13 protein-coding genes and 1 tRNA gene are annotated in these 14,821 nt (G+C 63.6%); 5 read left to right on the top strand and 9 right to left on the bottom strand.

All coding sequences use genetic code 11. From position 1 onward, the window contains the following. Positions 1-33 precede the first annotated feature (33 nt). Together CHEID_RS09500 and CHEID_RS09495 are read left to right on the top strand one after the other, a co-directional pair. Positions 34-1,266 carry a DNA polymerase III subunit delta' gene (locus CHEID_RS09500; protein WP_273661117.1) on the top strand — a complete coding sequence of 411 codons (1,233 nt, stop codon included), beginning with the start codon at positions 34-36 and terminating at the stop codon, positions 1,264-1,266. Positions 1,267-1,340: 74 nt separating this feature from the next. Further along, positions 1,341-1,416, top strand: a tRNA-Thr gene (locus CHEID_RS09495). A gap of 206 nt (positions 1,417-1,622) precedes the next feature. Here CHEID_RS09495 and CHEID_RS09490 read toward each other — a convergent pair. From CHEID_RS09490 to CHEID_RS09480, 3 genes are all read right to left on the bottom strand, one after another. Further along, positions 1,623-1,961, bottom strand: a complete 339-nt coding sequence (locus CHEID_RS09490) for a hypothetical protein (RefSeq protein WP_112768476.1) — start codon at positions 1,959-1,961, stop codon at positions 1,623-1,625. 370 nt (positions 1,962-2,331) lie between these two features. Continuing rightward, positions 2,332-2,643, bottom strand: coding sequence for an antibiotic biosynthesis monooxygenase family protein (locus CHEID_RS09485; RefSeq protein ID WP_112768478.1), 312 nt, complete (start codon positions 2,641-2,643; stop codon positions 2,332-2,334). Positions 2,644-2,730: 87 nt separating this feature from the next. Further along, positions 2,731-3,411 (bottom strand): DUF1990 domain-containing protein, encoded by a 681-nt coding sequence (locus tag CHEID_RS09480; RefSeq protein WP_112768479.1) that lies wholly within the window; start codon positions 3,409-3,411, stop codon positions 2,731-2,733. Positions 3,412-3,668: 257 nt separating this feature from the next. Between CHEID_RS09480 and CHEID_RS09475 the strand changes: the two genes are divergently transcribed. Beyond that, the gene (locus CHEID_RS09475) at positions 3,669-3,866 is read left to right on the top strand and encodes a hypothetical protein (RefSeq protein WP_112768480.1); all 198 of its coding nucleotides are present in this window, start codon (positions 3,669-3,671) and stop codon (positions 3,864-3,866) included. 348 nt (positions 3,867-4,214) lie between these two features. On the opposite strand, the gene CHEID_RS10595 is transcribed toward CHEID_RS09475, so the two are convergent. Both CHEID_RS10595 and CHEID_RS09465 read right to left on the bottom strand, forming a co-directional pair. After that, positions 4,215-4,589 (bottom strand): PspC domain-containing protein, encoded by a 375-nt coding sequence (locus CHEID_RS10595; RefSeq protein WP_420536374.1) that lies wholly within the window; start codon positions 4,587-4,589, stop codon positions 4,215-4,217. Then, the gene (locus CHEID_RS09465) at positions 4,589-6,904 is read right to left on the bottom strand and encodes an acyl-CoA dehydrogenase family protein (protein WP_112768481.1); all 2,316 of its coding nucleotides are present in this window, start codon (positions 6,902-6,904) and stop codon (positions 4,589-4,591) included. Before CHEID_RS09465 ends, CHEID_RS10595 begins: the two co-directional genes overlap by 1 nt. 173 nt (positions 6,905-7,077) lie before the next feature. Between CHEID_RS09465 and CHEID_RS09460 the strand changes: the two genes are divergently transcribed. Further along, a complete protein-coding gene (locus CHEID_RS09460) occupies positions 7,078-8,379 on the top strand; it encodes an MFS transporter (RefSeq protein WP_112768482.1) in 1,302 nt (433 codons plus the stop codon). Positions 8,380-8,627: 248 nt separating this feature from the next. Here CHEID_RS09460 and CHEID_RS09455 read toward each other — a convergent pair whose 3' ends face one another. Then, on the bottom strand, positions 8,628-9,776 hold the full coding sequence (locus tag CHEID_RS09455; protein ID WP_112768483.1) for an alpha/beta hydrolase: 1,149 nt from the start codon (positions 9,774-9,776) through the stop codon (positions 8,628-8,630). A 232-nt stretch (positions 9,777-10,008) separates the two neighbouring features. Here CHEID_RS09455 and lpdA point away from each other — a divergent pair, with 232 nt between their 5' ends. After that, complete coding sequence (gene lpdA, locus CHEID_RS09450; RefSeq protein ID WP_112768484.1) at positions 10,009-11,442, top strand: dihydrolipoyl dehydrogenase; 1,434 nt, start codon at positions 10,009-10,011, stop codon at positions 11,440-11,442. A 63-nt stretch (positions 11,443-11,505) separates the two neighbouring features. Here the strand turns inward: lpdA and ramB are convergent, their stop codons facing one another. Genes ramB through solA form a run of 3 tightly spaced genes read right to left on the bottom strand, consistent with a single transcriptional unit; the run spans position 11,506 to position 14,505 of the window. Beyond that, on the bottom strand, positions 11,506-13,005 hold the full coding sequence (ramB, locus tag CHEID_RS09445) for an acetate metabolism transcriptional regulator RamB (RefSeq protein ID WP_112768485.1): 1,500 nt from the start codon (positions 13,003-13,005) through the stop codon (positions 11,506-11,508). Positions 13,006-13,053: 48 nt separating this feature from the next. Beyond that, positions 13,054-13,254: a hypothetical protein gene (locus CHEID_RS09440; RefSeq protein ID WP_112768486.1), complete on the bottom strand. Its 201-nt coding sequence runs from the start codon at positions 13,252-13,254 to the stop codon at positions 13,054-13,056. Positions 13,255-13,263: 9 nt separating this feature from the next. Then, entirely contained in the window at positions 13,264-14,505 is a 1,242-nt protein-coding gene (gene solA, locus CHEID_RS09435) for an N-methyl-L-tryptophan oxidase (RefSeq protein ID WP_238599197.1), read from the bottom strand. Between the last annotated feature and the right edge of the window lie 316 nt (positions 14,506-14,821).

Here is a 14,821-nt window from a genome sequence, read left to right as displayed (position 1 = left end):
GCCTCCCGCGCCGTGGCGCCTACAATCGCGAAGGTGAGCATTGGTGGAGACCCCGGGGAGCGCCCCGGGGGTGACGTCCTCGATTTGATTACCGCCGCAGGCGTTCGGGAGCCGCTAGCGGCCGCAGTGGCGGACCCCGGTGCCATGACGCATTCCTGGCTGTTCACCGGCCCCCCCGGATCTGGACGGTCCATCGCCGCGAAGGCTTTTGCCACCGCGCTCGTGTGCCCGGACGGTGGCTGCGGGCGGTGCGAGCAGTGCCGGTCGGTGGCGGCGGGAACCCACCCGGATGTCCTGTGGGTGACCACAACGGGCTCGGTCATTCCGGTGGACGGGGTGCGCGAGGTGATCGCGGCCGCAGCGAAGATGCCAGTGGTGGCGCGGTGGCGCGTCGTGGTGATGGAGGATGCCGACCGGCTCAACGAGGCGGGGAGTAACGCGCTGCTGAAGTCCGTGGAGGAGCCGCCCGCCCATACCGTGTTCCTCCTGTGTGCCCCGAGCACCGATCCGCAGGACATCTCCATAACGCTGCGGTCCCGGTGCAGGCATGTTTACGTGCCGACCCCTTCCCCGCAGCAGGTCCGGGAGGTGCTGTTGCAGGACAGCACCCTGGGGTTAACGGAGAAGCAGGCGACGTGGGCGGCGAGCGTCTCCGGTGGCCACATCGGCAGGGCCAAACGGTTGGCCAGCACGGAGGCGGCGCGAGCCAAGCGGGCGACGGCGCTGAAGCTGCCGCAGATGGTCTACGAGGGGGGTCGATTGTTCGCATTCACGGCGGAGTTGGTGCGGCGAGCCACGGAGGAGGTCGCCAGTTCCATGGAACAGGAGGAGGCCCGGGAGCGTGAGGAGCTGGAACGCGCGCTGGGTGTGGGGGCCAAGGGGCGCGGGGCCGCGAAGGCGCAGCGCGGGGCCGGGGGGCAGGTTAAGGAGCTGGAGAAGGAGCAGAAGAACCGACGCGTGCGGATGGTGCGCGACTCTTTAGACCTTGCGCTCATCGACGTGGCGGGGTTGTATCGGGATGCCATGATGCAGGCGGTCGGGGCCGTTGTCGCCGTTTCCGCCGAGGGCACGCCGATCGGGGGGTTCCAGCACCCGGACATGAAAGCCACGAGCCGGGAGTTGGCGCGCCGCAACACGCCAGAGGCGTTGGTGCAATGCATCGACGCGGTGTCTGAGTGTCGGCAGACCCTGCAGTTGAACCTCAAGCCAGAGGTGGCGTTGGACGCGATGGCGGGTCGGCTGCGGCAGGCCTGCCGCGTTGGGTGAGTGGAGCCCCTCTTTTGGCGCTGGCTAGCGGGGTGGGTAGGATAGCGCTTCGTACCGGCCTGCTGCCGGTACGCGCCGCTTTAGCTCAGTCGGCAGAGCGTTTCACTCGTAATGAAAAGGTCGCGAGTTCGATTCTCGCAAGCGGCTCCACTGAACCAACAGGTCAAAGCCACTTTCCCGGAGAACGGGAGAGTGGCTTCGCTTGTGCCAGTCCGCTCTCAGTCCGCTACAGATTCACTGCCGTTACTTTCGGCCCTGATCTTCGCGTCCATCGAAGCGGCTACAGCCTCCAGGTCATTCGGGAACAAATGGGGGTAGCTGTCCAAGGCCATAGGGGCGCCGCTTTCACCACTGCGTTATAACAGGCCATCCGGGTCTAGCTCGGACCATTTTTCCGGGCTGGCACCCCGTGCGCGGAAAGCGCGAATTAGACGATGCGCACTAGAGCTATTTCCAGCAATCTTCGTTACCTGCGTTAGCAATTCGCTAGCAGAAATCTGCCCTGAACGCAGGAAGTCGATAATCGCTTTTCGAACGTCGGCTTCCTGGTCAAACGTGAGGTCTGCTAGGAAGCATTCCCGGTCGAAGGCCTTGTGGTGTTCCGGGGCGTCTAACATGCAGACACGGATCCGGTGCACGTTGAGCTCCAGCTGTTCGATGCGGTCTAGGGGCTCTGGGGAGGAGTGCTGGTTCATAAGGCCAGCCAAGTAACAACGTCGCCGGTCATAAGGGAATATTCGTCTCCTATAAGGGGCGGGGAGAAGTCGTACATCTTTTCCTCCACCCGATGATGGACCAGCTCTGAGGGTTCGGCACAGCGAGTTGTGTTCTCGAGTCGGCGTTGCTCAAGACGATTTCGAGCAGAAGTCTCTGTCGTGAACGCCCCGAGAACCTCCAGGTCCTCTGCGAGCAGAGCCGCATCCGCTATGTCAATACTGGGCACCCAGGGGGAACAAGGCGCTGCAGGCACGATTAACCCGATAGGCAGAAGCTAACTCAAAAAACGACCCCTGGTGCAGCTACTAGTCGATGGCTTGCGTGGCGGGTGAGAAGCGAACGTTCGGGTTAGCGTGCGGGCCCTTGGACATCGAGCGCCACTTCGAACTCCAGTAGCTGCGCTCCCGTGGCAACCGGCTTGCGGCGTTCCCCGGCGTGAGCTGCCCGCCCATCCCCGTCGCGCCAGGCGGCGTAGGACTCCTCGTCAGTCCACTGCGTGAACACGAAGTAGCGGTCCTCGCCCGCCACCGGGCGGAGCAACTGGAAACCCTTGAACCCGGGCACGCCGCTCATTCGCTCCGCATTCGCGGCGAAGCGCTTCTCCAGCTCCTCGCCTTTTTCTGCGGGGACGCTAATTGCGTTGATCTTTACGATGCTCATGCCTGCCACCGTACTCATCCCAGCTAGGGCGGGCGTGAGCCCATGACAGGCGAATGGGGTTGTGGGCACGGGCGCTCCCTGACCTCACTAACCCAATCCCACCTCCGCGAGTACCGCATGGGCATAACGCCGTGCGAACACGCGCTGGGCTGCTCGAGCAACCGGCCCGCCTACGCGGGTGATCGGCCGGTCCGCTCTGGAAAACGCCGTAACCAGTACGGTGAGGCGGCCATCGGCATGGCTGACGCAGAAACTTTCCTCCCCCTTCTCCGGGTGGCCTGGGAGGGTTCCATAGGTCAAGGTAAAAGCCTGCGCGGTGTTCGGGGCGTCCAGAATGAGGCACGGCGCCCGAAGGCCCCACAGCCGCACAACCACCACGTCACCGGGGGACATGGGGCCCGACAGATCTGCGAGTGGAACGCCGGCGCGCCGGTGCATGCGGCCAGACACAATTGCATCGATAGCCACCCGGAGGGAGCTGGCGGGTGCGGGGATGCTGATGGAATGCGCGAATGTATGCCACCCCGCTAAGTTCGGCCGAGTGTCTCTGGGTGGCGCGCTTTCCGGTGTCGTGCTGCGGGTGAAGCGGTTGCGGTGGCCGAGAACGCGGCGGCTGCCAGGGGTTTTGGTGCGGGGATCTGCGAGGTCCCGGGAGGCTCCGATGAGCGCGGCTGGGTAGGTGAGGTCTGCCAGATTGGCAGGGCTACCTGACCTAGCGGGAGCGGCCGCTTCGGAAGGCGCGGGGCGGTTCGAATTGGACTTGGTCACCCCTTCAGTCTAAGGCGCAGGAGGATGTCCAAATGCCCCCAAATTGGGGTACTTCGAAAATTTTTTGAAACGTTTTCAGTCCGGTTGCCGTTTTACGATTTTTCGCTGTTCCGGGTGGCTTTTTCCGTGCATTTGGTCGGGGGACTGAGCCGCTTCCTCGGCCAGTTTAAGCCACATCTCACGCTGCGGCAGCGCGGAATTCGTGGTTCTCTAAACCGGACCGAACAACACTGTCACCAATTGAAAGGATCACCCTCATGGGCTCCATCGACTCCCTTCAGCCGCTGATCGAGGTTGGCAAGAACCTCATCGATCTGATCATCAACGCTTCCACCGGTAACGTCCTCGGTGCGGGCTCTTCCGCTGTCGAGCTGGGCTCCTCCGCCATCGACCTGAGCTCCGGTGCTCAGGGCGGTGAGGCAGCCGGCGATGCTGCCGCAGCTGCCGGCAACTAAGCCTCTGTCCGACGGAAACGGGTCGGTTAGGGCCCGTTGGGCCCTGCTCCAACCGGCTTAGCCCGGGTGCTGCCCGGTAGCCATTGGCCATTAGCGTTTTTAGCCTGCGGCTTTACTCTGCGCGCCGCCGCAGTTCCTCACTGGGGGCGGCTGCCGCCAGATAGTGCCCGGAACAGCATCCAGTTAGAGTTCACCCTTCCAGTGCCGGTCAGACGTGGTAGTACCGGCTAAGGAACGTGCGTTAGCGCCTCGTTTGGTGCTAGCTCAAGGACGGCGAAAACCCCCGCTCGCTGGCCTCCCCTCCTTAATCGGATGGGGCGGTGGCGGCGGGGGTTTTTCCGTGTAGCGCTAGCGCTTGGGCATGAGGTACCAGGCCCCAAGGTAAAGCAGCACCTGGGGTCCTGGAATGACGACGGATGCGACGATGAGGCCCCGAACCACAACTGCGGGGATCCCGAGGTAATCGGCGATGCCGCCACAGACACCGCCGATCATTCGGTTCGTTGTGCTGCGGGTCAGCCGCTTGGGGCCGGCGTTCCAACAATCTGTGCGGGCACCGGTGGCGGGGCCACCGTCCTTCTTTTTGGACATGCCGTGGTAAGCCCGGCGCACGTTGCTCCAACTGTTCTTGGCGGCGTCCAGCGTGGTACTGGCCGCGCCGCCGACACCGGTGGGGTTGCCGGCGTTGGCGCTCTTGTCCTTGCGTTCGTCACCGATAGGCACTACTGCTCACCAGCCTCGATGTCGCCGAGGGAGTTCGTCTTCTCCGAGCCGTCCGCGACCTCACCGTCAGCGCTCGGCTCCACAGCGGGTTTGTCCGACTCAGCGGCACCACCGGCGGCGGAGCCCTCGCCTTGCTCCCGGTTATTCTCAGTCCCACCCTGAGCGGCCTTCTGGCCCGCGGCCGGGCAGCTTTCCGCCTTGGGCACCATCTCCTCATAGTCGCTCATGAGGTCCACGTTGGTCAGCTCGCGGGGCACCCCGAAGGCATCAACCAATACCTCGGACCAGGGGCCCAGGGAGTCCACCAGGTCGTTCAGCGCGGCTCGAGCGGACTTTGTGCGGGTCCCGGACAGCAGATTCTGCTCCAGGTACCAGGCGGCATCGCGCACGACGAGGTTCAGGAAGTACACGTCGCGCAGTTGCTCGAGCACCTCTGCCGCTCGCTCGGAATCGATCTTGGACTCGGCGTCTAGGAAGGCCTCCATGAGGATGCGGTCCACGTGTGCCCAGCCCACGGCGAGCAGGTGATCCTGGGCCTCGTCCACCACGACCGCCGCTTCTTCCACCGGCATTTTTTTGGCGGGCCGCAGGCGGCGGGCGAGGGAGAGCATGAGCCGGTCCTCCCGCTCGGTCAGTAGCTTCACCTGGTAGGCGGGGTCGAACAGCGAGGTCTCCTCGGAATCCGTGAAGGTATCCACGAAGTTTTGGATGATCGTGTCCGCAGCGGTGCGGCGGCGCAGCAGGGTGGCGAAGTTGTCTAACCCGAACCGAACCATCTCCATGGGCTTGAGGCCGCCGAGCTCCTTAGCGAAGCCGGTCATCAGCTCCTTGGCGCAGAGCTGCATCATCACCACGTTGTCGCCCTCGAAGGTGGTGAAGATATCCGAGTCTGCCTTCATCGTGGTCAGCAGGTTTTCCGCCATGTAGCCGTAGCCGCCGGTGGCTTCGCGCATCTCCTGGATGACGTCCGTGGCGTGCTGGGTGTTAGCGACCTTCAGCGCTGCTGCGTGGGCCTCTACCTCGCGCTGGTCCTGCTGCTCCTGCTTGGACATCTTTGCACGGTCCAGCCCGAGCTCCTCCAGCTCGTGTACGCGGGAGATCAGGCGGTTGGTGGCGAACTGCAGGGCGTAGGCCCGGGCAACCCGGGGGATGAGGCGCAGCCGGTGTTGGCGGTACTCGATGAGCTTCTTCTCTGGCAGGCTGTCATCGGCTCGGAACTGGCGGCGCAGGTTGGCGTAGCGCACGCCGATGTCCAGGCAGGTTCGGGCAGCGGCACCGGCCGCGGCACCCACAGTCACGCGGCCGCGTACCAGGGCGCCGAGCATCGTGAAGAACCGCGCGTTGGGGTTCTCGATGGGGGAGGAGTAATGCCCTTCGGCATCTACCTCCGCGAAGCGGTTCAGCAGGTTCTCGCGCGGCACGCGCACGTTGTCGAACATGAGGGTGCCGTTGTCCACCCCGCGCAGGCCGCCCTTGTAGCCGTGATCACCGATGTGGACGCCCTCTACGGCGGAGCCGTCATCCTCGCGAATGCGCACCAAGATGCAGTGCACCCCGTGGGATTCTTCCTGGTCCGGGGTGAACAACTGGCAAAACACGGCGGCCCAGCGGCCATCGCGAGCGGCGTTGCCGATGTACCACTTCTCGGAGGCCGCAGTGGGGGAGTTGACGATGAATTCTTGGGTTTCCGGATCATAGGTGCCCGTGGTCTCCAGAGACTGGACATCGGAACCGTGACCTCGTTCGGACATTGCGAAGCAGCCGAGGGCGCGGAGATGGATGATGTCCTCCACGATGTCCCTGTGGCGTTCCGAACCCAAGTTACTTACGGCTCCTCCAAACAGACCCCACTGGACGCCGGACTTCACCATCAGCGAGAGATCAGCGTGGCCCAGCATTTCTATGCCGGTAAGTGTGGCGCCGCTATCACCGGTGCCCCCCTGCTCCTTGGTGAAGGCGCCAAAGGGTAGGCCGGTTTCGAGACATTCAGCTAGTTGGGAGGTCGTATGGGCCCGGGATTCCTCCAAGCTGAGGTCGTAGCGGGGAAGGCGTTTCTCGTTCGCCAGGTAGGTGCGGATTCGCTGGCGGGTGTCCGCGAAGTCCCCGTCCAGTACTTTCTGCAATTCGGCAGCTACGGCAAGATCGACGTTCTTATCCAGGCGCGCGGGGCCCGCCTCGCGGCGGAACGGGCCGCGGGGATTCTTCGGCGCTGCTGCGGCACCAGAGGTGCCGGGAGCATCGGTGGTGGTGGCGTTCGTCGGCTCATTGCTTTCGGCCGGCGGAGTTGTGTCCTGTTCGGCGGTGGTATGTGACATAGGACCATCGTACCCAAGGAGCGCCTAAGTTTTTGTGCCGTTGACCACAGGGCGGGGTGCCCCATGGTCTCAGCCACGCCGATCGGGGGCAGCAACAACTCCTACCCGGGGCCTTCTCGTCACATCGGGCGGCCGTGGCTGCAGGCTCATTTCCATGTGGCAGCATTATTCGCATGATCGAACAGCCCACCCCTTCTCGACAGCCGGGCAACCAGGGCCAGCACGGGCAACCGAGCCGGCCCGGGCCGCCGTCTTCTTTCGCCCGCAGCTACCCCGGCATCGGACGAGCCTGGCTACTGGTGGCCTTCGCGGTGTTCATGGTGGCCTGGGGAGGCAACGAGTTCACCCCCATGATGGTGATGTACCGCAAGGAGAGCGTGTTCTCCCCGGTTTTCGTCGATTCCCTCTTGGCCAGCTACGCCATCGGGATTGCGGGCAGCTTGGTGATTGCCGGCCCCCTATCGGACCGTTTTGGTCGCCGTATCGTCATGTTGCCCGCGCCCATTGTTGCCATTGTCGCCTCGGTATTAATTGCCTTCGGGGAGACAACAGAGTGGCTCATGTTTACCGGCCGGGTGCTCTCCGGGGTGTCCATCGGTATTGCGATGACTGCGGGAGGGTCGTGGATTAAGGAACTTTCCACCCCCGCTATGGATCGCACCGCCAAAGCTGACTCTGGTGCTAAGCGGGCAACCATGTCCCTTACCGGGGGATTCGCCATTGGTGCCCTGACTGCCGGGCTGCTGGCCCAGTGGGCGCCGCTGCCCGCCCAATTGCCCTATGTCGTGCACGTCGCTTTATCCGTGGCCTCCCTAATAGGGTTGCTGCAGGTCCCGGAAACCCGCCAGAGCGCGCACCTTCGGGTGAAGGGGTCGTTCTGGTCCGACCTGTTTGTGCCCACGGCTAAGCATCCCCGTTTTTTGCTGGCTGTCATTCCCGTGGCCCCATGGGTGTTCGGATGTGCTGGGGTGGCCTATGCCATCATGCCGGCCCTGTCCCAAGACCGGGTGTCCGCCGCGATTGCTTTTTCTGCGGCAGTCACCGCTCTGTGTCTGGGGTGCGGATTTGGGATACAGCAATTCGTGCAGTACCTCACCAGCCCGCGTTCTGCCAAGGGGCAGATTATCGCCCTGTGCCTCGTCATTGTTGGCATGTCCCTGGCCGCTTGGGTGGCTGCAAGCCGTTCCATTCCGGGCGTGCTGGTTGTTGCCGTGCTCCTCGGCGGCGGTTACGGCCTCTGCATGATCTCGGGGTTGTCCGAGGTCCAGCGCATCGCCGGTCCCGACGATCTGGGTGGTCTCACTGCGATCTTCTACGTGGTGACTTACATCGGGTTCCTCTTCCCCATGATTCTCACGAAGCTGTCCCAGTGGTTCACTTACCCGATAATGTTGGGGTTCGGCGTGGTTATGGCAACCTTGGCTCTCGTCGTGGTAGTTCTCAATTCCCGACGCCACCTACCTAGCGCCGCCTGAAGCACCGGCAGCGCCGGGTTGCGGAGCCGGGCGTCCAAAAGGGAAGAAAACGGGGGCGAGATTAAGTGCCATTCCTGGAAAATGAGCGCAACAATGGGCAATGAGCACAACAAGTTCTTCGGCATCCCGCGTTTCCACCAATCCCAGTGGGTGCTCCGAGGTCCGGCGCCCATTCGTACGACTGGTGCCGAAAGAGGCTGAACCCCCGGGGCCCTTGAGGGCAAAGCGCTGACGGGCGCGGGGTGGGCTTACTTCGCCGGGTGCAGGCCCGCCATCAGAACCGGCTGGAAGCTGCGCAGGTCCTGCTGCCAGTAGCCCCACTGGTGGGTGCCCAGCGGCCGGAAGTTGTAGGTCACCGGGATACCCAGGGAATTGGTCCGGTTGGCAAGGTCGTGGGTGCAGGTGTTTGTACCAGCTTCGATCACGCCGCCCTCGACGATGACTTGGCCGGAGGCGGACAGGTTGCCGTTGATCCGCGGGGAGGTGGGCCAATCGTATTCGCCGGCGATGCCGGTGCCGTTGGACACGTAGATGTTCGGCTGACCCCGCAGCTTTTCGGCGTTGAGCAGCGCATCATTGTAGCGAGCGGTGTCCGTGTTGAGTCCGCCCCACATCTGGGCCGGGGTGGCCCCGCCCCGGTTAAGGGTGAGCTCTACGAAGGACGGAGCCAGGCCGGTGGTCGTGGCGGCGCAGCCGGAGAAGGATCCGACCGCGTCGTAGGTGCCCGGGTTGTGCTCGGCGTAGAGCAGGGAGGATGTCGCGGACATGGACATGCCCGCGATAGCGCGGTTGCCATTGGCCTTAAGGGCCGGCTCGATGGCCTGCGGCAACTCCTTGGTCATAAAAGTTTCCCAGGCCTGCTTTCCGCCCAGGGAGGGAGCGTCCTGGATCCAATCGGAGTAGTAGGAGAAGGCCCCGGCCATGGGCATGACGATGTTCGCCCCGATGCCATCCGATACTTCCCCGGCGGCCGGGTTATCGTTGCCGCCGTAGTACTGCACTACGTCCGTCTGATTGATCCAGTTCGCCCGGCCCTCACCGCCGTCAGCGCCGTTGAGCAGGTACAGGGTGGGGGCGTTATCGCGCAGCTCGGGCTTCTTCGGCTGTATGACAACCAGGGGGATGTCCCGGTTCATGGCCGGGGAGTGGGCCCACACTTCCTGAACGTTGTCGAAGCCCGACTTGCGGAACTCCTCCAACCGCCCGCGCCAGCGATCCTTGCCTTCGATTCCCGGCGTGGGCTGACCAAAGGTCAGAGTGGCCGGAGCGGCACCGTGGGCCTGCTCGGCTGCGCTGATGGCGGAGGCCTGGGCTGCTGGGGCGGCCAGGGCCGTGGCGCCGATGGGTGCGGCGGCGGCCAAAACCGCTGCGGCAATTCGGCGGATGCTTCGCTTCATGGTGGGGGATGTCCTTCTACCGGGGGGGTTGCAGGGGAAAGAGGAGGTTGGTGACGCGCGGGGGTTGACGCAGGCCACATGACCGGGGGCCGAGCTTGGAAGCAGCCCGCAGGGGATTGCCAGGTTCCGGCAGGCCGTAGTTCATGGGAATTTTAGCGTGTCAGAGCGGGCCCCGCTAGCCGAAAAATGGTTGGTGACATGGCAGCGGGCAAAGGACGTAAGCTAAAGAACCGTGGCTGAACAAAATGAGCATTTCGACGTTGTAGTACTCGGTGCCGGCCCTGGCGGCTATGTCTGCGCCATCCGGGCGGCCCAGCTGGGCTTGAAGACCGCCGTCGTGGAGAAGCAGTACTGGGGCGGGGTGTGCCTCAATGTGGGCTGTATCCCCTCCAAAGCTTTGATCCGCAACGCGGAGCTGGCGCACACCATTACCAAGGAAGCGAAGACCTACGGCATCACCGGAGACAACATCTCCATGGATTTCTCCGTTGCCCACGCCCGATCCCGGAAGGTCTCCGGGAACATCGTCAAGGGCGTGCACTTCCTCATGAAGAAGAACAAGATCCAGGAGATTAACGGTCGGGGGAGTTTCGTCGACGATCACACCATTGAGGTCTCCGACGGCGATGACGCAGGCAAGACAATCACCTTCGACAACGCGATCATTGCCACGGGTTCCGTTGTGCGCTCGCTGCCCGGGGTCGAACTGGGCGGGAACATCGTTTCCTACGAGGAGCAGATCCTCGATAGCAACAAGCCGGAATCCATGGTAATCATCGGCGCCGGAGCCATCGGAATGGAGTTCGCCTACGTGTTCTCCAACTTCGGGGTGGACATCACCGTGGTGGAGTTCATGGACCGGGTGTTGCCCAACGAGGACAAGGACGTGTCCAAAGAGATCGCCAAGCAGTACAAGAAGCTCGGCGTGAAGCTTAAGACGGGGCACAAGACCACGGCCGTGCGCGATAACGGCGAGGGGCAGGGCGTGGAGGTGGATATCGAATCCGCCGATGGTTCCAAGCAGGAAACCCTCAAGGCCGACCGCGTCATGGTCTCCATCGGTTTTGCGCCCCGCACCGAGGGCTACGGGCTGGAGAACACCGGCGTGCAACTCACCGAGCGGGGCGCGATCCAGATCGACGATGAGATGCGCACGAACGTCAAGCACATCTTCGCCATCGGGGACGTGACCGCGAAACTTCAGCTCGCCCACGTGGCTGAGGCCCAGGGTGTGGTGGCCGCGGAGGTCATTGCCGGGGCCGAAACCGAACTGCTAGGGGATTACATGATGATGCCCCGGGCAACCTTCTGCTCCCCGCAGGTCGCCAGCTTCGGTTACACCGAAGAGGTGGCCCGGAAGAAGGCCGAGGAACAGGGCCGCGAGATCAAGGTGGCGACCTTCCCCTACACGGCCAACGGCAAGGCCCAGGGCCTCGGGCACGCCGTGGGCTTCGTGAAGATCGTCGCGGATGCGGAGTACGGAGAGCTGCTCGGTGCGCACATGGTCGGCCCGGACGTCTCCGAGCTGCTGCCGGAGCTGACTCTCGCCCAGCGCTTCGACCTCACCGCCGAGGAAATCGCCCGCAACGTGCACACCCACCCCACGCTGTCGGAGGCCATGAAGGAAGCTGCCCACGGTATCGCTGGGCATATGCTGAACCTCTAGCCAACGCCGCGTGACCGCGGCGCCGGGGCCCGGGCGGGCTAGCCGGGCCGCCTCGGGCGCCGCTCAGTACGGGGTGACGGCAGAGCGGTGGGCATCGATCTCCACCGCTCGGTGGATAGGCGGGAAGGCGCGCTGGGGGCAGCGATCTCGCGGGCACAACCGGCAGCCCGAGCCGATAGGCGTGGCCGCGGAGGCATCGTGGATGTTAAGCCCATCGGAGTACACCGTGCGCTCGGCGTGGCGCATCTCGCAGCCCAACCCAATAGCAAACATCTTCCCGGGCTGCCCCCATGCCGCGCGATGATGGTTTACTGTTCGCGCGATCCATAGGTACGTCCGCCCGTCGGGCATCTGGGCCATCTGCCGCATGATCTTGCCGGGGTAGCTGAAGGTCTCGTACACATTCCACAGCGGGCACGTCCCGCCAGAGTTGGATAGGTGCAGCCCGGATGCCGACTGCCGTTTGGACATGTTCCCGGCCCGGTCCACGCGGACGAAGGTCCACGGGATCCCGCGCAGGCTAGGGCGTTGCAGGGTGGAGAGGCGATGGCAGACCGTTTCGTACCCCACGCCGTACTCCCGCATGAGGAATTCCAGGTCGTAGCGGGATTCCTCGGCGGAGGCGTGAAAGGTGCGATAGGGCAGCAGTAGCGCTGCGGCCCAATAGCTGGCCAACCCCCTGGTTGCGAGGGTGCGGGAGGCCTGGGAGGTGAAGTGCCCCAGCTCCACCAGGCTGGTGATGGTATCCCCCGCCTCGAGGTGGGCTAGCTCGCTGGCCAGGCGGAAGGCGATCTGCCCGGGGCGCATCTTCGCGGAGACGAACAGCTCCCGGCGTTCGGGGATGAACTGATGTTGGGTATCCCCCAAATCCCGTGAGTAGGTCACCGTGATGTCGTGGCTTTTCTTGAGCCGGTCCACAATGATCTGCTCAGTGAAGGGGATCTGCAGCTTTGCTATACCGATGTGTTCGGAAAGGCGCTCGGCCTGGACGTCCAAGATGTCCACATAATTCTGCCGCGCATAGAAATAGTCCCTGACCTCCTCGTGGGGCATGGAAAAGGCCTCCGGTCCCGAGGCCCGACCGAATAGTTCGCCGCGCGGGGTGATGGACAGCACGGCGGAACCCTGAATGCGTTCTTCCGTGGCGAGCGAGAGTTTGTCGGAAACGTTGCGATAGCGTGAGTGCATGTCCACCATGGCCCGCGCCAACGTGGGGTGGTTGCGGACGAGTTCCGCCAGTTCGGTGAGATCCACGGGGGTGGGGCAGATCTCCTTATCCAGCACCACGTCCTGCACTTCGGCCAGCAGCCGGGTGGAATCCTCGCGCGCAAAGAATGTGGCGTCCACCCCGAAAGCATCGGTGATTTTGGTCAGTACCGACAAGGTGAGCGGTCGGCTGTCGTGTTCGATTTGATTGATATAGGACGCCGATAACCCCAGCGTTTGGGCCAGCCTCGCTTGGGATATATCCCGCTCCTTGCGTAACTGGCGCAGACGGGACCCCACGAATGGGCGATCCTCCTGATATGCATGGGTCGACTGGCTGGGCTGAGGTTGGGTCATAAGCCAAAGATACGTAGGGGGGAAAGTACGTAGCCCACGAACAGCGATCTACTTGAACAGGTCGCCAAGGCCAAAAGTTGTCCTGCGGTACACGGCGTTATAGGCGGCTCGTTTAGGGTCGCGCAGCACCCCCATCCCCTTCCGGCCGTATCCGGGGATAAGTTGGCGCTTCACCGATCGCTTCAACCGGCCGGTGGTGCGGGCAGAGATGGATTTCCGCAAGCTGGGGGTGCGCATTCCGAACTTCATGACTCGACCCTATCGCAGCTCGGGAGCCGGTTTTTGGGCTGCTCGCACCTCGCTGAAGCGTAGGGGATCGAAAAGGGAGATGTCGTGTGCGGTCTCGCCCGTGAGGGCGAGGTCCGCGAGGATCTCGCCGACGACGGGGACGAATTTGAAGCCATGGCCGGAGAAGCCACAGGCGATGGCGGTATTCGGCGAGTTCGGGGAGGGATGGGGGCCGATGACGAAGTGTTCGTCGGGAGTAGTGGTGTACATGCAGGCTTTTGCGTCCACGAGGGCACCGGCGGCAAGGGCGGGCGCGAAACTGGTGAGGCGTTGCTGCATCGCGGCCACTTCCTCCTCGGTGACGACACGATCGACCTCATCGGGGTCCGTCGGCCGCCCTTTTCGGAAGAACGCGACCTTCGCCCCTCCCTCCGGGCCGTCGGACGCAGGAAACCCGTAGATCTGGGCGGTATCCGTAGTATCGTGAATGTAGACCGGGCCGGAAGCAAAGGTCTCGGCCAGGGCCATCGGATCACCTTCGGCATCCGTCGGGGTGAACCAGTACATCACCTGGCGTTCGGCGAACTGGGGGATACCGGCACTTTCGAACATCTTGGGGGCCCAGGCCCCAGCCGTGATGATGGCCTTGGGGGCACGGAAGGTGCCCTCCTCCGTGGTGACGGCTACTCCCTGGGGCCCTCCGCTATCGGTGACCTCACGGACCTTTTGGTTGAACCGGAGATCCGCCCCATGTGCTGCGGCACGGCGCAACTGCAGCCCCACGGTCAGCTCGGGGCGGACGAACCCGGCCTTCTTCTCGAACAGGGCCACCTCCTCTTTGGCGAGGGTGAATTGGGGAAAGCGCCGGTTGCACTCATCGGCGGTGAGCAGCTCTACGTCCAGGCCGTGCTCCCTGGCGGCGAGCAGGGACCCGGCGTAGGTCGCGCAATCCGGGGAGCCGGCGTACAGCCCGCCGCAGTAGTGAATCACCCGCTCCTCTCCTTGGGATTCGGCGTAGCCCTGCAGGTCATCCCACAACTCGAAGGCTCGTCGCAGGAGGGGGACGTAGCTGGGGTGCTCGAAGTAAGACAGACGCACGATGCGCGAGCCGCCGTGGTGGGAACCCAGTTGGTGGACCGGCCCGAATTGTTCAAAACCCAGAACGTTCACTCCACGAGCGGCCAAGCGATCCACTGCGGCCGAGCCCATGGAGCCAAGTCCTACGACAATGACGTCCGCATCCATGGGGCTCGCGCCCTCCACATCGCTCATTCTCGTCGTCCTTTTCGTGTAGTCCCGTCCGTCCCTCGGCAGGGGAGGAAGAGGCGGGGAAAGTGCCCAGCCGTGAGGCCGTGAATTTTCTCAATAGTGCCCGACTACCCCCCGATTGTGGGCCGAAAACCCCAGTACGGCCCGTATATTTCATCTGCCGACAATAAACGACCCGTTTGTTGTGCCGGGGGACCCAATGGGGAAACGAGCACGTAACAAAAGGGTCATTGCACGGCAAAATGGGCTATTTACGTTCGTCACTGCGGCAATTTCTGCACGCTGATTCCTACCGCGCCGATTCTCAACGCCCCGGTTC

The organism is Corynebacterium heidelbergense, assembly GCF_028609845.1.
Classification (GTDB): Bacteria; Actinomycetota; Actinomycetes; order Mycobacteriales; family Mycobacteriaceae; genus Corynebacterium; species Corynebacterium heidelbergense.
The sequence above is the reverse complement of the archived record's forward strand: the minus strand, read 5'-3'. Positions and strand labels throughout refer to the sequence as shown.